A 21,639-nucleotide genomic window follows, 5' to 3' on the forward strand; every position below is an offset into this window, starting at 1 on the left:
GCGAGCGCTACCCGGCCTTGTTTTTGGTTATGAATTAAAGAATGCCAGCGTCTTCTCCAGTGATTTGGCCTGTTCGTCCAGCGACATGGCCGCCGCGGAGATCTGCTGAACCAGCGATGCATTCTGCTGGGTCGTGCTGTCCATCTGATTGACCGCCGTGCTGACCTGGCTTATGCCGCGGTTCTGCTCGTCCAGCGCCTGGACAATCTCGTTAATCACCAGATGAACATGTGAAACGGCCTCAATGATCTGTTTCATCATCCCACCGGTTTCATTAACCAGCTCAACCCCTTTACTGACGCGACCCGAAGACTCGGCAATCAGCTGTGAGATCTCTTTGGCGGCACTGGCGCTGCGCTGGGCAAGGTTACGTACTTCACCCGCCACCACCGCAAAACCGCGTCCCTGTTCACCTGCCCGGGCCGCTTCCACGGCGGCATTCAGCGCCAGGATATTGGTCTGGAAGGCGATACCGTCCACGATGCTGTTGATCTCACCAATCTTACGTGCGCTTTCGTCGATTTCGCCGATGACGTCTACCACTTCATTCACCAGCATTTCACCATGACCAGCAATGGTGGCCGCCTGGTCCGTCAGGCGCGTCGCTTTGTGGGCGTTGTCGGCGTTGTTTTTCACCGTGACGGAAATTTCCTCCATGCTGGCCGCGGTTTCCACAATGGCCGCCGCCTGTTCCTCGGTGCGGGATGCCAGATCAAGATTGCCTGCGGCAATTTCGCTAGTGCCGCCATGAACGGAATGGCTGGCTTCGTTGATGTTATCGACGATGCGTTTAAGCTGCATCTGCATGGTGTGCAGCGCGTAAAAAATGCTGCTGGTATCGCCCGCTCGCACGGGAATAGCGTTGTTCAAATCGCCTCTGGCGACCGCCAGGGCGATCCCCGCGGCCGCAGAAGGCTCTCCGCCAACCGGGCGATCCACCTTGCGGGTAAAGATCTGCGCCATCACCAGGCTCACCACCACGATGCTTAATACCATCAGAATAATGGCTTTCAGCAAAAACTGGTGCGCTTCGGCCATCACTTCACTGACCGGCGTGACGATGGCCAGCTTCCACGGCGTCTGGCTGTTGCCGATGTTAATCGTCTGCCATGTAATGAACGCCTCTTCTTTCAGCAGCGGGTCGTCGGCGCGCGAAACTTCGCTGCCGGTCACTTTACCGGAATACGGTTTACCCACTGCGCCCTTGTCAGGGCTGGAAACCACGTTATTACCCGCCGAAAGGAGCAGAGCGTAGCCGGTGCCGTTCCAGGGTTTAATAGCCCCAATCATTTTTTGCAGTGTGGCGAGAGAGAAATCGGACGTTACCGACCCAAGAAACTGCCCATCGCGCATAACAGGCGCGGCAATTGAGGTGAGCATTACATCGACGCCGTTATAGGGGTAGATATAGGGCTCAATGATGACATCTTTCTGGCGCTGTTTGGGCAGCAGATAATAGTCGCCGCTGCCCGGCGTTTCGAAGTCGGTCAGCAGGTGTAACGCCGGTTTACCTGCGGCATCACGGTCGACGTAACGGGCGTAGCGGCCTGCCGGGTCTTCGCCACTCTGACCGGCAAAGCTGGCATCTTTGCCGTCAAAAGCGTTGGGCTCAAAAGCCATCGACATGGACAGAAAATTGGGGTGAGCCGCGAGATAATGAACCAGCAACTGGTTCAGCCCCTGGCGATCGGGGATCCCCGCGTCACGTAGTGCCAGCGCGCTGTTGCCAATATCATGGGCGGCAGCCAGCGCGGAATCCATCTGCTTGCTGACCTGTAACGACTGAACCTGGGCAATTTGCTGGACATGTTTTTTAGCCAGCTGTTCCTGCTGAGCCATCCATTGCCACATCATAAAACCAATCGTTGCTGTAAAACCCACCGTCACGGTGATGAAAATGGATAACAGCATCAACGTCTTGACTCTTATTCTTTGCTTCTGGACCATGGCGTTTTTCATTCTCTTCTCCCGTAAAGTTGTGCCTGGCGGGCAGACACAAAGTATTTATCGGATATATCGCCATTTTTCTGTATAGCGGAGGCTTTATTTAATTTAAATTTTACAAACTTTAAATCCTGTTAATTAGTGTGGTTACCATTAATTTGTGCCATAAATCAAAATAGCGCTCGATAATGGTCGATATACTCGTGTAGAAAGAGGATGCTTATAACAATAAGGCCGAAAGGAGGGCGGTATATGTACGCATTTATCGCAAGACAACCCATTTTTAATACGGACATGAATACCATTGCGTATGAATTGTTGTTCAGGGATGGGATGAATAACCGTTTCCCGGATGTGTCGGCGGAATATGCCACATCCCGGATGATTTCTGACCAATTTTTATGTGTTCCGTCCCAGCGGATCGCAGGGGCACTGACGTCGTTTATTAATTTCCCCTCACACATGGTCATCAACCGTAGCGGGGAAGCGCTGGATAAAGATAACGTGGTCATTGAGATCCTTGAAGACGCCGTGCCCGGAGAGGAGTTGCTTCAGGCCGTCAAAGAGATGAATGCTAATGGTTATCGTTTTGCGCTGGATGATTTTACCCTTGCGGCGGAATGGGATGCTTTTTTACCCTATATTTCGATACTGAAATTTGATGTAAGGAATAATACCTTAGCGCAAATTGAAAATTATTTGCAATCACGTAAAAACCTGACCGGACATATTAAGTATCTCGCTGAAAAAGTTGAGACTAAAGAGGAATTCGAAAAATATCGTGAGGCAGGATTTACCCTGTTTCAGGGATACTTTTTTTGCCGCCCGGAGATTATTAAATATAAACGCTTATCGCAAAACCAGCTGGCGATTTTCCGGCTTCAGGTGGAAGTGGGGCGCAATAAACCCGATTTCAGGATAATTGAGTCGCTGATTAAAACTGACCTCACGTTGTCCTATAAGATCATGCGGTATATGAAACACACCGCATTTAAATATGCGGGAGCCTGTAATTTCAGCAAGTTAACCCTGAGCGAAGTGCTCATGTACCTTGGTGAAAACCAGCTCAGACGGTTTGTGGCGGTTGTGGTGCTGGCCAGCGCAGGCAATGATACCGTTAACGAACTTTACCCTCTGAGCATGATGCGGGGGAAATTCTGCGAGCTGGTGGCAGAGAAAATGGACGAGCCGCTGCTGGCTGAAAACGCGTTTATCTGCGGCCTGTTCTCGTTACTCGATACCATCCTTGAGCTGCCCATGGCGGAGCTGATGAAGCAAATTGCGGTGCCGCAAAGTGTGAGCAATGCGCTGTGTCATCAGGAAGGTATGCTGGCCGAAATGGTGTCGCTGTGTCGTTTGTATGAGCAGCAGAAGTGGAACGAGGCAGCAAAAAAATGCCATGCGCTGGGGCTGTCAGAGGAGGAAGTTATCGAGGCCATGCGCATAGCCACGCTCTGGGCCGGAGAGAATGCCGTTAATTAATTCTTCCTCACTCCGTGCAGACGGAGTGAGGAAGAGCGTGACGCCGGTTAGCGGCCAGCTTTTAACTTCTGGTAATAGTCTTCGTAAATGCGGCTCGCGTCGCCAACATCATTCTGCCATTCGCCTTTACTGATGGTGTCGGCATCCGGATACAGAGACTTGTCGTTGGCGACTTCCGGGCTCAGCAGTTTACGCGCGGCCAGGTTTGGCGTGGGATAACCGATGGTCTCGGCAACCTGTTTTGCCACGTCCGGGTGCAGCAGGAAGTTGATAAGCTTAAGGGCACCCTCAACGTTTTTGGCGTTAGACGGAATAGAAAGGCTGTCCATCCAGAAGATCCCGCCTTCTTTCGGCCAGACCACCGTCAGTGGCGTACCGGCCTGGCGCGCAACCCAGGCGGAGCCATTCCAGACCATCCCCAGGTTCACTTCGCCTTCCATATACGGGTTAGCCGGGTTATCGGAGTTGAATGCCGCCACGTTTGGCATCAGTTTTTTCAGCTCGTTATAGGCAGCTTGAATCTCTTTCGGATCGGTGGTGTTACCAGAATACCCGAGCTTACGCAGCGCCATCTGGAACACTTCACGCGCATCGTCGGTCAACAGCAGACTGCCTTTATACTCAGGCTTCCACAGGTCAGCCCAACTGGTGACGGTTTTCGGGTCAATGGCATCACTGTTGATCCCAATGGCCGTTGCACCCCAGATATACGGAATGGAGTAGTCGTTATTCGGGTCGAACGGTTTGTTGAGCATCTGCGGATCGAGGTTATTGAAGTGGGACAACTTCGTTTTATCGATCTTCTGGATCATGCCCTCTTTGCGCATTTTGTCGACGAAATAGGTCGATGGAACCACCAGGTCATACGCGCCGTCTTTGTACGTTTTGAGCTTGGCGTACATGGTTTCATTCGACTCATAGGTGGAATAGATAACCTTTATACCGGTCTCTTTGGTGAACTGTTCCAGCAGGCCCGGCGGCACATACTCGGTCCAGTTGTAGAAATAGAGTATCTTGCTGTCATCAGCGTGCGCCGCGCTCATACCCAGCACCAGCGCCGCAGCGGCAAACATTTTTTTCATTTCGATGTCCCCAGAGATTTTGTTTTATCACGCGCAACAAGCTGGCTGGCAACAACCAGAACCAGCGATAACACCAACAGAATAGTCGCCAGCGCGTTCACCTCAGGTGAAACGCCGACCTTCACCATCGAGTAAATCTTCAATGGCAGAATTTCATAGCCAGGCCCGGTCACGAAAGAGGAGACCACAACGTCATCCATCGACAGGGTAAAGCTCAGCAGCCACCCGGCAGCAACGGCAGGCATCGCCAGCGGCAGAATGATCTTGCGCAGGATAGTCATCTCGCTGGCGCCCAGATCTTTCGCTGCTTCAAGCATCCTGACGTCAAACCCTTTCAGACGCGAGTATACAGTGACCACCACGAACGGCAGGCAGAAGGTGATATGGGAAAACAGCAGCGACCAGAACCCCAGCTGTACGCCCAGCAGCATAAACAGCACCAGCAGTGAAATCGCCATCACGATATCCGGCGACATCATCACCACAAACAGCATCCCACTGACGAACGGTTTGCCGCGAAAACGGTAGCGATAGAGCGCCACCGCGGTCAGGGAGCCTATCAGCGTGGCCAAGGTTGCAGAGACGATAGCCATCGTCAGCGAGTGCTGAGCCGCCTGCAACAGGCTGTCGTTGTTCATCAACAGGCTATACCAGTTGGTCGTGAAACCTTGCCAGTTGATCCCGAAACGCGAGCTGTTAAACGAGTTCACGATCAAAATGATAATCGGGATGTATAAATAGGCATAAATGGCGGTCATAAAACCGCCGCGAAGCAGTCGACCGATCATTCGAGTTCCACCTTCTTATTCAGTAAACGTGCAGCGCGCCAGTACACCAGCAGCATCAGGCCCATTATCAGCGTCAGGGTAATGCTGGTGGCAGAGCCGAACGGCCAGTCACGGATATTCAGGAACTGGCTCTTAATGACGTTACCAATGAGCAGGTTTTTCGCACCGCCCATCAGGTCGGAAACGTAGAACAGCCCCATGGCTGGCAGCATCACCAGCAGACACCCGGCAATAATGCCCGGCATGGTCAGCGGAATGATAATTCGGATAAAGGTTTGCAGCTTACCTGCACCCAGATCCTTCGCGGCTTCCAGCAGCGGTTTGTCGAGCTTCTCAATGCTGGAGTAAAGCGGCATCACCATAAACGGCAGCAATATGTACACCAGACCAATGATTACTGCGCCCGGCGTAAACATGATACGCACAGGCGTATCGATCACCCCAAGCCACAGCAGAAATTCATTCATATACCCTTTGGTACTGAGGAATAACTTCAGCCCGTAAATACGGATTAATGAGTTGGTCCAGAAGGGAACAATCAGTAAAAACAGCAGCAGGGGGCGTACTTTCTGCGGCAGGCGCGCCAGAAACCACGCAAAGGGATAGCCCAACACCAGACAGGCGACGGTCGCGATCAGCGCCATATTGAGCGAGTGCAGCAGCACCTCAAAATAGAGCGGGTCGAGCAGGCGCGAGTAGTTGTCCAGCGTGAAGACCAGCGACACGAAAGTGGCATCGTCACGGGTTAAGAAGCTGGTCGCGATGATCATCAGGTTGGGTAAAAAGACAAACAACACAAGCCAACCGACGATAGTGGCAATCACCACATTCTGGAATTTACTTGTGTTCTTCATCAGCCAGTACAACCTCCCAGCTTTCTACCCAGTTAATAACCATTTTCTGATCGAGGGAGTGGTCAAAGTCAGGGTCATCTTCGTTAAAGAATTCGCTGACCATCACCATTTTGCCATTTTCCAGCTCAACCACGGACTCCAGGGTCATCCCTTTGTAGTTCCGTTCGCGGATGTAGCCAATAAGGCCTTCGGCATCTGCCTGGTGGTGGATCTCATCGACGCGCAAGTCTTCCGGGCGCAGCAGGACATTCAGTTTCTGCCCCGGCTGAACATCAAAGTTCACGTAGATATTACATTCACGGCCTTCAACGTTTGCCCGCACCCGCTGTTCGTCCAGACGCTCAATTACTGTTGCGTTGAAGATATTGATCTCACCAATGAAGCTTGCCACAAACAGATTTTTCGGCTCTTCGTAGATTTCGCGCGGCGTGCCGTCTTGCTCAATTTTGCCGTCCCGCATCACCACAATGCGGTCTGACATGGTGAGTGCCTCTTCCTGGTCGTGAGTCACGAAAACAAAGGTGATGCCAAGCTTACGTTGCAGCGCTTTCAGCTCGTTTTGCATCTGTTTGCGCAGTTTATAATCCAGCGCCGAGAGGGATTCATCCAGCAGCAGCAGGCGCGGCTTGTTGACCACGGCGCGCGCAATGGCGACACGCTGCTGCTGACCACCGGAAAGCTGATGCGGTTTACGCTGGGCAAACTCTTCCAGTTGCACCATTTTCAGCGCATCGGTCACGCGGGGTGGGATCTCGTTTGCTGGCGTTTTTTGCATCCGCAGGCCAAAGGCCACGTTCTCAAACACGGTCATGTGCGGGAACAGGGCATAGCTCTGAAAGACGGTATTGACGTGACGTTCTTCGGCAGGAACCTGCGTGATATCGAGGTTCTCAAGGTGGATGTGGCCGTTATCGACATTTTCCAGACCGGCGATAAGCCGCAGTACGGTTGTCTTGCCGCAGCCTGAAGGGCCAAGCAGCGTAAGAAACTCACCGTCATTGATGGTCAGATTGAGATCGGAAATCACGTCTTTACCATCAAAGCTTTTACGAATTCGTTCCAGTTGCACCAGTGGTGAAAGGGAACGGGGTTGTGTATTCAATTTTTGCGCTGTCCCATATAGACGCTCCGGGTGGCATTCCGAAGCGGGGTTTGTGTGTAACCACCTTGGTGACTCGTAATGAGGGCGGACATTCTACGGCAAAGCACTGTAATCGCCAATCCTTGTCACTGATTCATAAGCTACATTTATTATCGCACCTCAGCATAAACGGAAAAAATTCTCGTTTGCGGGATAAAAGTGACCTGACGCAATATTTGCGTTTTGATGCTTATTGATAATGTTGTCACAAAAAGTGAGGGTGACTGCATGGATAAATTACTTGAGCGTTTTTTACAGTACGTTTCGCTGGATACCCAATCTAAACCGGGCGTCCGGCAGGTGCCGAGCACCGAAGGCCAGTGGAAGTTATTAAACCTGCTGAAAGGGCAACTCGAGGAGTTGGGGCTGGTCAACGTCACACTCAGCGATAAAGGCACTGTGATGGGAACGCTGCCTGCGAATGTCGACGCAGAGATCCCGGCCATCGGCTTTATCTCCCATGTCGATACCTCACCGGATTTTAGCGGTAAGCATGTTAATCCGCAGATTGTCGAAAACTACCGTGGCGGTGATATTGCGCTGGGTATTGGTGACGAGGTGCTCTCTCCGGTGATGTTCCCGGTATTGCATCAGCTGCTGGGGCAAACGCTGATCACCACCGACGGTAAAACCCTGCTGGGTGCGGATGATAAAGCCGGTGTCGCCGAGATCATGACCGCGCTCGCGGTACTGAAAGGTAAAAATATCCCGCACGGCGATATCCGCGTGGCGTTCACGCCTGATGAAGAGGTCGGTAAAGGCGCGAAGCATTTTGACGTTGAAGCCTTTAACGCGCAGTGGGCCTATACCGTTGACGGCGGTGGCGTTGGCGAACTGGAGTTTGAAAACTTCAATGCGGCGTCGGTCACCATTAAAATTGTGGGCAACAACGTGCACCCGGGCTCGGCAAAAGGGGTGATGGTGAATGCTCTGTCTCTGGCCTCCCGCATTCATGCAGAGGTTCCGGCAGAAGAGAGCCCGGAGCTGACCGATGGGTACGAAGGTTTCTATCACCTGACCAGCATCAAAGGCACCGTGGACAGCGCGCAGATGCACTACATCGTCCGCGATTTTGACCGTAAAGCCTTTGAAGCCCGCAAGCGCAAGATGATGGAGATCGCCAAAAAGGTGGGCAAGGGCCTGCACCCTGATTGCTATATTGAGCTGATCATCGAAGACAGCTATTACAATATGCGCGAGAAGGTGATGGAGCATCCGCATATCCTCGATATCGCCCAGCAGGCGATGCGGGACTGCGACATTGAGCCTCTGCTGAAACCGATTCGCGGCGGCACCGACGGCTCACAGCTTTCGTTCATGGGGTTGCCATGCCCGAACCTGTTTACCGGTGGGTATAACTACCACGGCAAACACGAATTCGTGACGCTGGAAGGCATGGAGAAAGCGGTGAAAGTGATCGTGCGGATCGCGGAGTTAACGGCGAAACGGTAGCCATAAGGCAGTGTGAGTTTTTGTAGGCCGGGTAAGGCGAAGCCGCCACCCGGCAAATATCAGAACTCAGTCCTCAAAGAACCAATAACCGCTGTTTACCAGCGCGGCCAGCATTGCGAGGAAGGACGGGTCTTCAAGCGCATCGCCAAAGGTCTCCGCAGTCAGCACCATGTGGCTGGCAATGGATTCCAGCGCCGGGCGGTGCGGAGAATCCAGCTTCTCGCCGTTAACGAAAACATCTTCGCCAATGCGCAGCACGCGTAATCCTCCAAGGCGTACCAGCTTATCGCCCTGTTGCAACGCATCATAAATCTCGTCGGCCTGATACGGTGGCTCCGGCGGCGCTACGTCCAGCTCGTGACGGGACTGGCTGACAAACTCCCCAAACCACTGTCTGAAATGTTCAGGTTCGTTAATCAAATCCAGCATCATCCCACGCAGCTTATCCAGCTCTTGTGGCAGAATATCGGCAGGATGCTCACGTGCCGGTACATCCGGGTCGCTGTAACGATAGCTGCCCAGCTCACGCTGCAATACGTAATCGGCAAAACCGCTGATCATCTCCCGGCCGCTTGGCGCACGGAAACCAACGGAATAGTTCAGGGAATTTTCCAGGGAGTAACCTTCATGCGGGAATCCAGGCGGAATATAGAGAATGTCGCCAGGCTCCAGCTCCTCGTCGATAATCCCTTCAAACGGATCTACCTGAAGCAGGTCAGGATGTGGGCAGTGCTGTTTCATCGGCACTTTCTCACCCACGCGCCAGCGGCGGCGACCGGTACCCTGAATGATAAACACGTCGTACTGATCCAGATGTGGGCCAACGCCACCGCCGGGAACGGAGAAGGAGATCATCAGATCGTCCATTCGCCAGTCGGGCAGGGCGCGGAACGGACGCATTAACGCTGCGGTAGGTTCATGCCAGTTGTTGACCGCCTGAACCAGTAAAGACCAGTTGTTTTCACCCAGGTGATCGTAGCTTTCGAATGGACCGTGGCTGACTTGCCATTTCCCGTCCTGGTGGCTTACCAGGCGGCTGTCCACTTCGTTTTCCATTGCCAGGCCGGCCAGCTCATCAGGGGAGATGGGGTCGATGAAATTGCTGATCCCGCGTTTCAGAACGACCGGGCGTTTTTGCCAGTAGCGTTCAATAAATTCGGGCCAGTTAAGTGTTAAGTGATATTCCATATTTTTTTATTCCGCAGGCTCTTACTGAAACGGATTATAACGGAAGCAGCAGAGCCTGGGGGCGAGATCCTCGCATTTTTCACATAACGGATTAACTATCGTTCGATGTGGGTTGTTGACGACCAAAAATAGCTTCCATTCGCGCGCCACCCAACAAGCTTTCGCCGGTTTCAATTTTGCCATCGTATTGATCAACAATCTCCAGCGCGACGGATAAGCCAACGCCCTGGCCCGGGCGCAGCGTGTCGGCACGTTGCCCGCGGTCAAAAACGACATCGCGTTTATTGCGCGGAATGCCCGGACCGTCATCCTCAACAATAATATGCAGTTCGTTTTCTGTCTGCCGGGCAGAGACCTCAACGAACTCCAGGCAATATTTGCACGCGTTGTCGAGCAGGTTCCCCATCACTTCCATAAAATCATTTTTCTCACCCACAAAGCTGATTTCCGGGGAAATATCGAGGCTGATATTTACCCCTTTGCGTTGATAAACCTTATTCAGCGCGGAGGTGAGGTTATCCAGCAGCGGGGCAACCGGATGCAGTTCACGGCTTAACAATGCACTGCCTGAACGCATACTGGCACGATGCAGGTAATAGCCGATTTGCTGTGAAATACGGCTGATCTGCTCAAGCATCACCGGCTCGGCGTCATCGACGCTCAGCTTTGAGCTGCGCATTGAGCGCAACGTGCTTTGCATCACGGCGAGCGGCGTTTTCAGGCTGTGCGTAAGGTCGGTGAGGGTGGTACGGTATTTATCGTAGCGTTCGCGCTCGCTTTTCAGCAGGCGGTTAAGGTTGCGCACCAGGCTTGTCAGTTCACGGGTGGTGTCCGGGTTGAGTTTCTCACGGTGATGCTCTTCCAGTTCACGCACCTCTTTCGCCAGCGACTCGATAGGGCGCAAGCTCCACCAGGCGGCTAGCCAAAGCAGCGGGATGACCAGCAACAGGTTGGCAGCCAGAACGTAAATGAACCAGCTCCACACCATATAGGAACGTTTTAGCTCAACCGGAATGGTGTCGATCACCACGATAGTCAACTGCGGCATTTGGGTTGTCGCAGGATACAGGTTAATGGCGACGGAGTGGGTCATCTCCGTTTCGTTATCATCTGCACGGATCTCATCGAGTTTCTGCTGAAGGGAGAGATCGTTACGGATCAAGGTACTGGAGGCGTTGAGATCGGCTTCTATTTCATGAAAGCCGTTGGTTTTGAGCCACTCAGGGCGGATGCGCTGGACAAGCCAGGGAACATCACGCTGTGCCCACAGTAACTTACCCTTTTCGTTGTAAATCAGCGCCATGGTGGGGCTTTGCTGGTTCAGGTTTTCTGGCATGTCCACGCTGATGTGGTTATCTTCCCACTTCGCCAGGGTGTAAAACAGATTACTTTCACCGCGCAGCAGGCGAAACGTGGTTTTATCAAAACTTACGCTATACCCGACCAGGGCCACCATGCCATAAGACAAGGAGAGCACCAGCACAACGGCGGCGGTTGCCAGCAGAAAACGAACCCGCAGCGAGAGGGGTAAAATGTGGCGGAGTATCCTTTTCATTTAGCGTAATTCGAACAGATAACCCTGACCACGAACGGTGGTTATCACATCCTGTGGATACTGAGCCTGGATTTTCTTACGTAAACGGCCCATCAGCACATCAATGGTGTGGCTCTCGCGCAGCTCGGCATCCGGATAAAGCTGGAGCATCAGCGAATCTTTGCTCACCACTTTACCGCTATTGCGGATCAGCGTTTCCATGATGGTGTATTCAAACGCGGTGAGTTTGATAACCTCATCGTGAATAGAGAATTCGCGGCGGGAGAGATCAACCTGGAAGGGAGGAATAGAGATAACCTGCGATGCGAGCCCGCTATTACGACGCAACAGCGCCTGCATCCGCGCGGCCACTTCTTCAATATGGAACGGCTTGGTCACGTAGTCATCTGCGCCCGCACTGAGCACTTCGACTTTATCCTGCCAGCCTTCGCGGGCGGTTAAAACCAGAACCGGCAGTGACACGTCATGACTGCGCCAGCGGCGGATCAGCGACAGACCATCTTCATCCGGCAATCCTAAATCGACGATGGCAATATCCGGCAGGTGTTCATTGAGATAATAATCGGCTTCTTTTGCATCTTCGGCATCGTCCACCTGATGTCCCATCTCCTGAAGTTGTACTTTCAGGTGATGGCGTAGCAATGCATTATCCTCAACAACCAATACGCGCATCATCTCTTCTCCCTAAATTAATGGTATGAATAGTTTAACGCCGATTATGTTGTTGTGGGGATAAACATTTATTAAACCGGGGAAAAGCAACCCTCTTTCCGGGCGGAAAGAGGGTAGAGGGAGGATTACTTCAGTTCATCAACCATAGTGATGGCGCGACCGATGTAATTCGCTGGAGTCATCTCTTTCAGGCGAGTTTTCTCTTCTTCCGGCAGTGCCAGGCTGTCGATAAACTGTTTCATACCTTCGGCATCAACGCGCTTACCGCGGGTCAGCTCTTTCAGTTTTTCGTATGGCTTTTCAATACCGTAACGACGCATAACGGTCTGAATTGGCTCAGCCAGAACTTCCCAGTTGTGATCCAGTTCGTCCAGCAGACGATCGCGGTTCACTTCCAGTTTGCTCACGCCTTTCAGGGTGGACTGGTAAGCGATCAGCGCATAGCCAATACCCACGCCCAGGTTACGCAGAACGGTGGAGTCGGTCAGGTCACGCTGCCAGCGAGAAACCGGCAGTTTGCTCGCCATATGTTGCAGTACGGCGTTTGCCAGGCCCAGGTTGCCTTCGGAGTTTTCGAAGTCAATCGGGTTCACTTTATGCGGCATGGTGGAAGAGCCGATTTCACCGGCGATGGTTTTCTGCTTGAAGTGGTTCAGCGCAATGTAACCCCACACGTCACGATCGAAGTCGATCAGAATGGTGTTGAAACGGGCGATGCAATCAAACAGCTCAGCGATGTAATCGTGCGGCTCGATCTGGGTGGTGTACGGGTTCCACTGGATCCCAAGAGAGGTCACGAACTCTTCGCTGAACTGGTGCCAGTCAACTTCAGGGTAAGCGGCGATGTGGGCGTTGTAGTTACCGACTGCACCGTTGATTTTACCCAGAATTTCAACCTGCTCCAGCTGGCGGTACTGGCGCTCCATACGGTACGCCACGTTTGCCATCTCTTTACCCATGGTGGATGGGGTGGCTGGCTGGCCGTGGGTACGGGAAAGCAGTGGAATATCACGATATTCCACTGTCAGGGCTTTCACCGCATCGATGATTTTGCGCCAGTAAGGCAGAACCACGTCTTTGCGCGCGGTAGAGAGCATCAGCGCGTGAGACAGGTTGTTGATATCTTCTGATGTACAGGCGAAGTGAATGAATTCAGACACCGCGTGCAGAGCAGGCACGGCAGCCACTTTCTCTTTCAGGAAATACTCAACTGCTTTCACGTCATGGTTGGTGGTGCGCTCGATGGTTTTAATGCGCGCGGCATCTTCTTCGTTAAAGTCAGCAACGATTTTATCAAGGTAATCGTTTGCCTGGACGTCAAAAGCAGGAACTTCCTTGATTGCTGCCTGGGCGGCCAGCTTTTGCAGCCAGCGTACTTCAACCTGTACACGGAACTTCAGCAGACCATATTCGCTGAAGATCCCGCGCAGCGCGCTGACTTTATCGCCGTAGCGTCCGTCGACAGGGGAAACGGCGGTCAGTGAGGATAATTCCATAATTCGCAACTCCGGGAGGTTAACAATGAGCAAGAATTTGTTTTGCCTGAGTTGTCAGGCGATTACGAGAAAACATTAATTGCAGGCGGCCACCGCCGACCTGATGCCACAGAACGGCAGCACGAATGCCAGCCAGCAGCGAGGCGCGAACCTTCGCCTGCACCTGTGGACTTTGCAGCACGGCAGGGGAGCCGGTGACCTGGATGCGCGGCCCCAGTGGGCTTACCACATCAACATAGATGCCTGCCATGGCGCTCAGCAGGGTTTCAGATTGCAGATCGAAGTGATCGAGCTGACGCTGTAACCCGCTAATGCGGTCGCCGAGGGTATCCAGAGCCCCTTTGGCTGCGTTTAATTTTCGTTCCAGCACCATCAGGCTTAACGTGTAACGGGTCAGTTCCGCGTTTAAACCCTGACGGTTGCTGGCGTTAAGTACGCCGAGCAGCGTCTCAAGACCGAGGCGAAGATTGGTTTCACTGCCACCGAAAACACCGAGCGTAGAACCAGGGTTAAGGTCGATAACGCTGTTCAGTGAAACGTGCAGGGCGTCAGCGTCACAATGACCCTGATGCGCAAGCTGTTGCACCAGACGGGCTGACTGGCAAATTCCCGCCAGTGCCAGGGTGATGTCGTAATAATTCTTCGCCACACGTTCTCCTTTATGTGTGCAATCGCTGTTAAACAGCGGGCAGCGGCAGGCGCTGTTCGATGATCCCACCACCCAGGCAAATTTCACCGCTATAGAAAACGGCAGACTGACCCGGGGTGACGGCAGCAACAGGTTCGTCGAAACGCACTTCGATGCGATCGTCATCCAGTGCGGTAACAGTGCAAGGAATATCGGTCTGACGGTAGCGTGTTTTCACCGTGCAACGCAGCGTGCCTGTTACCGGCTCACGATCTACCCAGTGCAATTGCTGGGCGATAAGGCCAACGGACATCAGACGCGGGTGATCATGGCCCTGAGCCACGATCAGGATATTGTTTTCAACATCTTTGTCGACGACGTACCACGGATCTTCGCTACCTTCTTTGGTACCGCCGATGCCCAGACCTTTACGCTGGCCGAGAGTGTGGTACATCAGGCCCTGATGCTGGCCAATCTCTTCACCGTCAACGGTGACAATTTTACCCGGCTGGGCTGGCAGGTAGCGACCGAGGAACTCACGGAATTTGCGCTCGCCGATAAAACAGATGCCGGTGGAATCTTTTTTCTTCGCGGTGATGAGATCAAGCTCTTCGGCAATTTTACGCACTTCTGGTTTTTCCAGCTCGCCGACCGGGAACAGGCTCTGGGCAATCTGCTCGTGGCTGAGTGTATAAAGGAAGTAGCTCTGATCTTTGTTGCCATCCAGGCCACGCAGCAGCTGGCTTTTGCCATTCACATCTGCGCGACGCACGTAGTGCCCGGTCGCAATGTAATCTGCGCCCAGATCTTCTGCGGCGAATTCCAGGAAGGCTTTAAATTTGATCTCTTTGTTGCACAGAATATCCGGGTTTGGGGTACGGCCGGCTTTGTACTCTTCCAGGAAGAGTTCAAACACGTTGTCCCAGTATTCTGCGGCAAAGTTAACGGTATGCAGTTCGATGCCGAGCTTATCGCAAACGGCCTGCGCATCGGCGAGATCCGCTGCGGCCGTACAGTATTCCTCGCCATCGTCTTCCTCCCAGTTCTTCATGAACAGGCCCTCCACCTTATAGCCCTGTTGTTGCAACAGGTAGGCGGAAACGGAGGAATCGACACCGCCGGACATGCCGACGATCACTTTTTTCTGGCTGTTATCTGACATGGAATACTCACGACATTGAACTTCAAGGCGGCGTATTCTATCACGCGCCCCCACCATTGGCACCCTCTGTAAACGGCCAGTTAAATTCTGCAACGATCTCAAGCGGTAGCCGGTTTCCGTTCTGATAACAACGAATGCTCTCAGCAACCAGCGGTGAACGCAGGTTTGGCGCGTTCAGGATCTCGTCGGCAGTGACCCACAGGCAGCGATCGATATCGTCATCATGCGGTTCAGTGGCGCACGTTTCGCTAAGCTCAATGGCAAATAAGAAGCGCAGGAACGGCGTGCGATCGGGGGCAATCCACTGATGCAGACGAATGAAATGCTGCGGATCTGCATGAATGCCTGTCTCTTCCCACAACTCGCGGCGTGCAGCCTCAACCAGCGTTTCGTCTGCTTCAAGATGGCCGGCAGGCTGGTTCCAGAGCGCCTTCCCGTTAATGGTTTCTTCAACGACCAGGAATTTACCCTGGGCGTGCACTACACAGGCAACGGTGACATGAGGTTTAAACATGTTTTCTCCTTTAAGGGGCAACGTCGCGCCATTCGCCGTTCGCGAGGGTATCCAGAGTGTAGTCGCCCATTGCGTAACGAATGAGGCGCAGAGTCGGGAAACCCACGTGGGCCGTCATGCGGCGGACCTGGCGGTTACGCCCCTCATACAGGGTGATTTTCAGCCAGCTGGTAGGAATGGCTTTACGTTCACGAATGGGCGGATTGCGTGGCCAGAGCCACTCCGGCTCGCTCACAAGCTCAACACCCGCGGGCAGGGTGGGGCCATCATTTAAGGTCACGCCCGTGCGTAATCTGGCCAGCGTTTCTTCGTCGGGTTCACCTTCAACCTGGACAAAGTAGATTTTACCGGTGCGTTTGCCCGGCTGCGTCAGGCGCGCCTGAAGCCCGCCGTCGTTGGTTAACACCAGTAACCCTTCGCTGTCACGGTCCAGACGCCCGGCGGCGTAAACGCCCTGCACGGGAATGTAGTCTTTCAACGTGCTGCGCCCGGCTTCATCGGTAAACTGCGGCAAAACATCGTAGGGTTTATTGAACAGAATCACCCGCTTTGGCCCGTTTTGTTGCGGCTTTTTGCTGGCTTGTTTCGCGCTGGAGCGATCAGGACGTCGATTTTTGAAGGTGGTTTTGGTGTTGGTTGCGTATTTCATGGGGATTTTGTCAGCACGGTAATGCCACAGAGGATAGCACACTGCTGGAAGAGGCTGGTCGGGTAATTTTGACGCGTCATATTTTTGATACTTGTCACAGATAGGGTTTTTTGAGTCATCCCCACCCCTGTTCTATTAATGTAAAAAAACGCACGTATTTCGGTATGAAAAGAGGGAAAGGGGCTGGCTAAATTGATTAAGGTCAATTTATTTCCCCAGAAATAGCAATAAACACATTATTTGCATTTTTTATATAATCTCCACGGAATGACCCTGCTTTTATTTCCTGACATAGTTTTAGCGTCAGTCAGTTACACATTACCTCGTAACCTTGCCTGTCATTATTATATTAACTGATGGAAATATGATATGAACTCTGCAATAGAACAGATTACCCTTCGTAAAATATCGTGGCGAATAGTCCCTTTCGTCATGTTCGCTTATTTTATTGCTTTTTTTGACAGAATAAACATTGGTTTTGCCGCTCTGACCATGAACCAGGACCTCGGTTTTTCGTCCACGGTTTTCGGCCTGGGGGCTGGGATGTTTTTTATCGGTTATTTTATAACGGACATCCCATCTAATGTAATTTTGCAAAAAGTCGGCCCGCGCATCTGGCTCGCCCGCATTATGGTGAGCTGGGGAATTATCGCTGCCTGTATGGTATTCGTAAAAACGGCAATGGGTTTTTATATCCTGCGCTTTTTACTCGGTGTTGCTGAAGCCGGTTTTTTCTCAGGTATTATTCTGTATTTAAGTACCTGGTTCCCGATTAAGCGCCGGGCTCAAGTTATCGCCTTCTTTATGGCGGCGGCACCGATCTCGTCCATGCTGGGCTCACCGCTTGCAGGCTCGATTTTAAGCCTGAATGGTGCGTTAGGGCTAAAAGGCTGGCAGCTGATGTTTATGCTGGATGCGATAGCTGCAATTCTGCTGGGTATTTTCACCTTCTTTTATCTCAACGACAGTCCTGAAAAAAACCGTTGGTTAAATAAAGATGAGACGCAGTGGCTGATTAAAACGCTGGCGGATGAAAACCAAAATAAAGGACAGAAGGCGAAAACCAGTATCTGGAAAGGGATCACTGATATTCGTGTTCTGACCCTGGCAATTGTCTATTTTGGTACATCTTCAGGGCTCTATTCGCTGAATATCTGGTCGCCGCAGTTTATTAAATCTTTCGGTCTGACGACGTTCCAGATTGGCATGATTAATGCGATCCCGGCCGCTGCCGCTATTGTGGCCATGATCCTGTGGGCAAAACACTCAGATAAAACAAAAGAGCGTACCTGGCATGTGGTGGGCGCTTGCCTGTTTGCCTGCCTGGGCTTTGTGCTGGCCGGGTCAGTGAATAGCCTGCCGCTGGCCATCCTGGCGCTGGTGATTGCCAACGTAGGTATCTCTTCGTGCAAACCACCGCTGTGGAGTATTCCGTCACTGTTCCTCAACGGCCCGGCGGCCGCGGCAGGCCTCGCGGCCATTAACTCTATCGGCAACCTTGGCGGATTTGCCGGCCCTGCACTGATTGGCTGGCTTAAAGAAACGACCGGTGACTTCTCGCTCGCGCTGTACTGCGTGGCCGGAATGTTGGTGCTTTCTGCCGTCCTTACCCTCGCTATCGACATTATTCGTAAACGCAATGCGGACAAACCCGCGTTAGCCTGAGAAACAGCTGGAGCATATTGTGAATACATCTGAAGCAATTTCGACTTTAACAGACGTCATGACCCGTTTTACCGGCTATGTCGGCAAACGCCTGCCAACGGACGTGATGAAAAAACTGGATGAACTGCGTGCCGAAGAGGACGCGCCGCTGGCGAAAGCGGTGTATGACTCCATGTTTGAAAACCAAAAAAAGGCGGATGAACTTGACCGCCCCTGCTGCCAGGACACGGGTGTTATTCAGTATTTCATTACCTGCGGAGCGAAATTCCCGTATCTGAGCGGGCTGGAGTCCATCCTGAGAGAGGCAACATTAGAAGCCACGATCAAAGCACCGCTGCGCCACAATGCCGTGGAAACCTTTATTGAGAAAAATACCGGCACCAACATTGGCTCCCGCGTTCCGTGGATGGACTGGGACATCATTCCTGATGACGACAGTTGCACCATTGAGGTGTATATGGCGGGAGGCGGCTGTTCATTACCGGGTGCGGCGAAAGTCCTGATGCCAGGCCAGGGCTATGAAGGTGTGAACGAGTTCGTCTTTGACGTGATCACTTCCTATGGCATCAATGCATGCCCGCCGCTGCTGGTGGGGGTTGGGGTATCGACTTCGGTCGAAACCGCTGCGCGTCTTTCCAAGAAAGCGATCCTCCGCCCGGTTGATTCGTCACATCCCAACCCGGACGCTGCAAAAATGGAAGAACTCCTGAAAGAGGGGCTGAATAGCGTAGGCCTGGGTCCGCAGGGTGTGGGAGGGAAAGCATCGGTGATGGGGGTCAATATTGAATCCTCTGCGCGCCATCCGTCGACCATTGGGGTGGCGGTATCAACCGGTTGCTGGGCGCACCGCCGTGGCGCTATTCGTTTTAATTCAGATCTCTCTTACGACATTATTTCCCACCAGGGGGCTGTATTATGAAAAAAGTACTTACCACGCCAATTAAAGACGAAGATTTATTATCCCTGAAACCTGGTGATGTGGTGTACCTGACCGGGACGCTGGTGACGTGTCGTGACGTGGCACACCGTCGTTTAATTGAGCTGAAGCGTGAACTACCTGTTGATCTTAAAGGGCTGGCCATTTTTCACGCCGGACCAATTGTGGTGGAAAAGGGGGAAAACGAATTCGAAATGATCTCCATTGGGCCAACCACCAGTATGCGCATGGAGAAATTCGAAAAAGAGTTCATCGAGCAAACGGGTGTGAAGCTGATTGTCGGCAAAGGCGGCATGGGCCCGAATACGGAGGAGGGATGCCGTACCCACAAAGCGGTTCACGCGGTCTTCCCGGGGAGCTGTGCGGTGCTGGCCGCAACCTGCGTGGAAAAAATCGAAGCCGCACACTGGCGTGACCTGGGGATGCCCGAAACGCTGTGGGTTAACCGGGTAAAAGAGTTTGGCCCACTGATTATTTCCATTGATTGCGAAGGAAATAATCTGTTTGAGGAAAACAAGAAAATCTATAACGCGCGGAAATTACCGGCAATTGAAGAAATAAACCAGCACATCAAATTTATCAAATAACGCGTAGCCCAGATTCAGAGGTTTATCATGAAATTATTGAGTTTTATTAATCCGCTCAGCGGTGAAAAAACGTGGGGCTGCATCGACGGCGAACGTGTATTTGATATGGGGCAGCGCCTGACGGATTATTTCCCGGATCTAAAATCAGCTATCGCCGGAAATGTGTTGAGCGAGCTACCTGCCTTTATTTCAGGCAAAGCCGATTTCCACGCGGACGATATCCGTTTTTTACCGGTTATCGAAAACCCCGGTAAAATCTTCTGTGTTGGCATGAACTATATGGATAAGCGTATTGAGTTTGACCAGACCATCGATGCGCCAACGCTGTTTGTTCGCTTCCCGGACACCTTGTCCGCGCACGGCGAGGTCGTGTGCAAGCCGGACAGTACCAACGAATTTGACTATGAGGGTGAGCTGGCCGTTGTCATCGGTAAAACCACGGATAATGTGCACCGGGATGATGCCTTAAGCCATGTGGCAGGCTACAGCTGCTTTATGGATGGTTCTGTGCGGGATATGCAGTACACCTGGTTCACTTCTGGTAAGAACTGGCGTAAGACGGGGGCGTTTGGTCCCTGGCTGGTGACCAGCGACGAAATCCGCGACCCGCAGGATCTGGCGATCAGCACCTGGCTGAACGGTAATCGTGTGCAAAATGATTCTACACACAATATGATCAACTCGGTTGCCATTCTGGTTGAATATATCTCCCGCTTTAGCCCGTTGCAGGCGGGTGATGTCATTATTACCGGCTCACCTGGCGGCGTGGGTAAAAAGCGCACGCCGCCTCTGTTTATGAAAGAAGGGGACGTCATCGAGGTGGAGATTGGCAAGATCGGCCGCCTGGTTAACCAGGTTACCGCGTTGTCTAACGCCATGGCTTGCTGACAAAAAAGCGCCGCAATTGCGGCGCTTTTTTAATACTGGCTGGCGATAAACGGCAACTCATCGGTAACAACCTGCATCATATTATCTCTTACGTCATCGCGTACCCCTTTCACCCAGACGGCAGAGACAGGAAGTTTGTGGCGAATGTTGTCATAGCCTTCGCCGATCTCAATGAATCGGGTATTCGTCGACGCCATGCGGCTCACCCAGCGAGGCATAATGGCGGCCCCAAGTTCGGCCGCGACCATGTTAATGATGGTCTGTTTTTCATCAGCAATCTGAATAAGTTTGGGTTTGAAATCCATATTATCGAACAGGCTAAGCGTCAGGTTATAGCTGTGGGGCCGGACATGCTTTTCAGGCACAATTAAGGGAATATCGCGTAAATCACGAACATCTATCGTTGTACGGTTCGCGAACGCATGTTTTTCAGAAATCGCGAGGATAACGTTCTCATGGAATAATAACCGTGACTCCAGTGCATTATTATCCGTCTCGGGTGAGCGAATAAAAACAAGATCCAGAATGCCGGACTTCAGCTTTGGTAAAAGACGGGATGATTTATCTTCCACAAAGCTGATGTCGACGTCCGGCCAGAGCTCGCGAAAACGGTGCAGTACATGAGGGACCAGTCGAACTGCAGCGCTGTCTATCGCGCCAATTCGCAACTTCCTTGCCTGATAGCGCGATAATTTCTGGAAACGTTTTTCAATTTCATCGGCGCGAGAAATCAGATCTCTTGCTTCCGGTAAAAGCAGTACACCATGTGAGGTCAGGGATACACTGCGTGTCGAACGCGTCAGCAACCGGGTGCCCAGTCCTTCTTCAAGGAGCTTAATACAGCGTCCCAGTGCAGAAGGTAACATATTCATTTTTTGCGCCGCGTGCCCGAAATGTAATTCTTCGGCGACAACAATAAAACATCGTAGATGATGGAGATCCACACGTGCTCTCT

Annotated in this window: 20 protein-coding genes; 6 read left to right on the forward strand and 14 right to left on the reverse strand. The window is 52.4% G+C overall.

The genetic code is table 11. The annotated features are described in order from the left end of the window. Positions 1–27: 27 nt before the first annotated feature. Positions 28–1,959: a methyl-accepting chemotaxis protein gene (locus N1249_RS08545; protein WP_259836735.1), complete on the reverse strand. Its 1,932-nt coding sequence runs from the start codon at positions 1,957–1,959 to the stop codon at positions 28–30. 237 nt (positions 1,960–2,196) lie between these two features. On the opposite strand from N1249_RS08545, the gene N1249_RS08550 reads away from it, so the two are divergent. Next, the gene (locus tag N1249_RS08550; RefSeq protein WP_259836736.1) at positions 2,197–3,426 is read left to right on the forward strand and encodes an EAL and HDOD domain-containing protein; all 1,230 of its coding nucleotides are present in this window, start codon (positions 2,197–2,199) and stop codon (positions 3,424–3,426) included. Between the two features lie 47 nt (positions 3,427–3,473). On the opposite strand, the gene potD is transcribed toward N1249_RS08550, so the two are convergent. The 4 genes from potD to potA are packed head-to-tail and all read right to left on the reverse strand — an operon-like array spanning position 3,474 to position 7,252. Beyond that, positions 3,474–4,508 carry a spermidine/putrescine ABC transporter substrate-binding protein PotD gene (gene potD / locus N1249_RS08555; RefSeq protein WP_259836738.1) on the reverse strand — a complete coding sequence of 345 codons (1,035 nt, stop codon included), beginning with the start codon at positions 4,506–4,508 and terminating at the stop codon, positions 3,474–3,476. Continuing rightward, positions 4,505–5,296: a spermidine/putrescine ABC transporter permease PotC gene (gene potC, locus N1249_RS08560; RefSeq protein WP_259836747.1), complete on the reverse strand. Its 792-nt coding sequence runs from the start codon at positions 5,294–5,296 to the stop codon at positions 4,505–4,507. The genes potD and potC overlap by 4 nt, the downstream gene beginning before the upstream one ends. Continuing rightward, positions 5,293–6,150, reverse strand: a complete 858-nt coding sequence (gene potB / locus N1249_RS08565; protein WP_259836755.1) for a spermidine/putrescine ABC transporter permease PotB — start codon at positions 6,148–6,150, stop codon at positions 5,293–5,295. The genes potC and potB overlap by 4 nt, the downstream gene beginning before the upstream one ends. Next, positions 6,134–7,252, reverse strand: coding sequence for a spermidine/putrescine ABC transporter ATP-binding protein PotA (potA, locus tag N1249_RS08570; RefSeq protein WP_217187179.1), 1,119 nt, complete (start codon positions 7,250–7,252; stop codon positions 6,134–6,136). Before potA ends, potB begins: the two co-directional genes overlap by 17 nt. 267 nt (positions 7,253–7,519) lie before the next feature. Between potA and pepT the strand changes: the two genes are divergently transcribed. Beyond that, on the forward strand, positions 7,520–8,743 hold the full coding sequence (gene pepT, locus N1249_RS08575) for a peptidase T (protein ID WP_259836758.1): 1,224 nt from the start codon (positions 7,520–7,522) through the stop codon (positions 8,741–8,743). 66 nt (positions 8,744–8,809) lie between these two features. On the opposite strand, the gene N1249_RS08580 is transcribed toward pepT, so the two are convergent. The 8 genes from N1249_RS08580 to rluE form a co-directional block, all read right to left on the reverse strand. Beyond that, positions 8,810–9,931, reverse strand: coding sequence for a cupin domain-containing protein (locus N1249_RS08580; RefSeq protein WP_259836759.1), 1,122 nt, complete (start codon positions 9,929–9,931; stop codon positions 8,810–8,812). A 91-nt stretch (positions 9,932–10,022) separates the two neighbouring features. After that, positions 10,023–11,486 (reverse strand): two-component system sensor histidine kinase PhoQ, encoded by a 1,464-nt coding sequence (gene phoQ / locus N1249_RS08585; protein WP_259836761.1) that lies wholly within the window; start codon positions 11,484–11,486, stop codon positions 10,023–10,025. Continuing rightward, positions 11,487–12,158 (reverse strand): two-component system response regulator PhoP, encoded by a 672-nt coding sequence (gene phoP, locus N1249_RS08590; RefSeq protein WP_041162042.1) that lies wholly within the window; start codon positions 12,156–12,158, stop codon positions 11,487–11,489. 125 nt (positions 12,159–12,283) lie between these two features. Then, complete coding sequence (purB, locus tag N1249_RS08595; protein ID WP_259836763.1) at positions 12,284–13,654, reverse strand: adenylosuccinate lyase; 1,371 nt, start codon at positions 13,652–13,654, stop codon at positions 12,284–12,286. 19 nt (positions 13,655–13,673) lie between these two features. Continuing rightward, positions 13,674–14,303, reverse strand: coding sequence for a high frequency lysogenization protein HflD (gene hflD / locus N1249_RS08600; RefSeq protein ID WP_259836765.1), 630 nt, complete (start codon positions 14,301–14,303; stop codon positions 13,674–13,676). 28 nt (positions 14,304–14,331) lie between these two features. Next, a complete protein-coding gene (gene mnmA / locus N1249_RS08605) occupies positions 14,332–15,444 on the reverse strand; it encodes a tRNA 2-thiouridine(34) synthase MnmA (RefSeq protein WP_041162214.1) in 1,113 nt (370 codons plus the stop codon). Between the two features lie 40 nt (positions 15,445–15,484). Next, the gene (locus N1249_RS08610; protein ID WP_259836767.1) at positions 15,485–15,958 is read right to left on the reverse strand and encodes an NUDIX hydrolase; all 474 of its coding nucleotides are present in this window, start codon (positions 15,956–15,958) and stop codon (positions 15,485–15,487) included. A gap of 10 nt (positions 15,959–15,968) precedes the next feature. Then, positions 15,969–16,607, reverse strand: a complete 639-nt coding sequence (gene rluE, locus N1249_RS08615; RefSeq protein ID WP_259836769.1) for a 23S rRNA pseudouridine(2457) synthase RluE — start codon at positions 16,605–16,607, stop codon at positions 15,969–15,971. Positions 16,608–16,976: 369 nt separating this feature from the next. On the opposite strand from rluE, the gene N1249_RS08620 reads away from it, so the two are divergent. From N1249_RS08620 to N1249_RS08635, 4 genes are read left to right on the forward strand one after another with little or no spacing between them, the layout of a single operon-like run. Then, positions 16,977–18,272 carry an MFS transporter gene (locus N1249_RS08620; RefSeq protein WP_259836771.1) on the forward strand — a complete coding sequence of 432 codons (1,296 nt, stop codon included), beginning with the start codon at positions 16,977–16,979 and terminating at the stop codon, positions 18,270–18,272. 19 nt (positions 18,273–18,291) lie between these two features. After that, positions 18,292–19,191, forward strand: coding sequence for a L(+)-tartrate dehydratase subunit alpha (gene ttdA, locus N1249_RS08625; RefSeq protein WP_259836774.1), 900 nt, complete (start codon positions 18,292–18,294; stop codon positions 19,189–19,191). Next, positions 19,188–19,796 (forward strand): L(+)-tartrate dehydratase subunit beta, encoded by a 609-nt coding sequence (gene ttdB / locus N1249_RS08630; RefSeq protein ID WP_259836775.1) that lies wholly within the window; start codon positions 19,188–19,190, stop codon positions 19,794–19,796. The genes ttdA and ttdB overlap by 4 nt, the downstream gene beginning before the upstream one ends. A gap of 27 nt (positions 19,797–19,823) precedes the next feature. Then, positions 19,824–20,684: a fumarylacetoacetate hydrolase family protein gene (locus tag N1249_RS08635; RefSeq protein ID WP_259836776.1), complete on the forward strand. Its 861-nt coding sequence runs from the start codon at positions 19,824–19,826 to the stop codon at positions 20,682–20,684. A 29-nt stretch (positions 20,685–20,713) separates the two neighbouring features. Here N1249_RS08635 and N1249_RS08640 read toward each other — a convergent pair whose 3' ends face one another. Next, positions 20,714–21,628: a LysR family transcriptional regulator gene (locus tag N1249_RS08640; RefSeq protein WP_259836778.1), complete on the reverse strand. Its 915-nt coding sequence runs from the start codon at positions 21,626–21,628 to the stop codon at positions 20,714–20,716. Positions 21,629–21,639: the final 11 nt, after the last annotated feature.

This window comes from Enterobacter sp. CP102 (assembly GCF_025152625.1).
GTDB lineage: Bacteria > Pseudomonadota > Gammaproteobacteria > Enterobacterales > Enterobacteriaceae > Enterobacter > Enterobacter soli.

What these genes read in the sequence shown, in the direction of transcription:
- potC (WP_259836747.1), bottom strand. Translation starts at nt 5,296, where the DNA reads ATGATCGGTCGACTGCTTCGCGGCGGTTTTATGACCGCCATTTATGCC.
- N1249_RS08620 (WP_259836771.1), top strand. Translation starts at nt 16,977, where the DNA reads ATGAACTCTGCAATAGAACAGATTACCCTTCGTAAAATATCGTGGCGA.
- N1249_RS08635 (WP_259836776.1), top strand. Translation starts at nt 19,824, where the DNA reads ATGAAATTATTGAGTTTTATTAATCCGCTCAGCGGTGAAAAAACGTGG.
- purB (WP_259836763.1), bottom strand. Translation starts at nt 13,654, where the DNA reads ATGGAATTATCCTCACTGACCGCCGTTTCCCCTGTCGACGGACGCTAC.
- rluE (WP_259836769.1), bottom strand. Translation starts at nt 16,607, where the DNA reads ATGAAATACGCAACCAACACCAAAACCACCTTCAAAAATCGACGTCCT.
- potD (WP_259836738.1), bottom strand. Translation starts at nt 4,508, where the DNA reads ATGAAAAAAATGTTTGCCGCTGCGGCGCTGGTGCTGGGTATGAGCGCG.
- pepT (WP_259836758.1), top strand. Translation starts at nt 7,520, where the DNA reads ATGGATAAATTACTTGAGCGTTTTTTACAGTACGTTTCGCTGGATACC.
- phoP (WP_041162042.1), bottom strand. Translation starts at nt 12,158, where the DNA reads ATGCGCGTATTGGTTGTTGAGGATAATGCATTGCTACGCCATCACCTG.
- N1249_RS08545 (WP_259836735.1), bottom strand. Translation starts at nt 1,959, where the DNA reads ATGAAAAACGCCATGGTCCAGAAGCAAAGAATAAGAGTCAAGACGTTG.
- N1249_RS08580 (WP_259836759.1), bottom strand. Translation starts at nt 9,931, where the DNA reads ATGGAATATCACTTAACACTTAACTGGCCCGAATTTATTGAACGCTAC.
- ttdB (WP_259836775.1), top strand. Translation starts at nt 19,188, where the DNA reads ATGAAAAAAGTACTTACCACGCCAATTAAAGACGAAGATTTATTATCC.
- potB (WP_259836755.1), bottom strand. Translation starts at nt 6,150, where the DNA reads ATGAAGAACACAAGTAAATTCCAGAATGTGGTGATTGCCACTATCGTC.
- N1249_RS08610 (WP_259836767.1), bottom strand. Translation starts at nt 15,958, where the DNA reads ATGTTTAAACCTCATGTCACCGTTGCCTGTGTAGTGCACGCCCAGGGT.
- mnmA (WP_041162214.1), bottom strand. Translation starts at nt 15,444, where the DNA reads ATGTCAGATAACAGCCAGAAAAAAGTGATCGTCGGCATGTCCGGCGGT.
- phoQ (WP_259836761.1), bottom strand. Translation starts at nt 11,486, where the DNA reads ATGAAAAGGATACTCCGCCACATTTTACCCCTCTCGCTGCGGGTTCGT.
- N1249_RS08550 (WP_259836736.1), top strand. Translation starts at nt 2,197, where the DNA reads ATGTACGCATTTATCGCAAGACAACCCATTTTTAATACGGACATGAAT.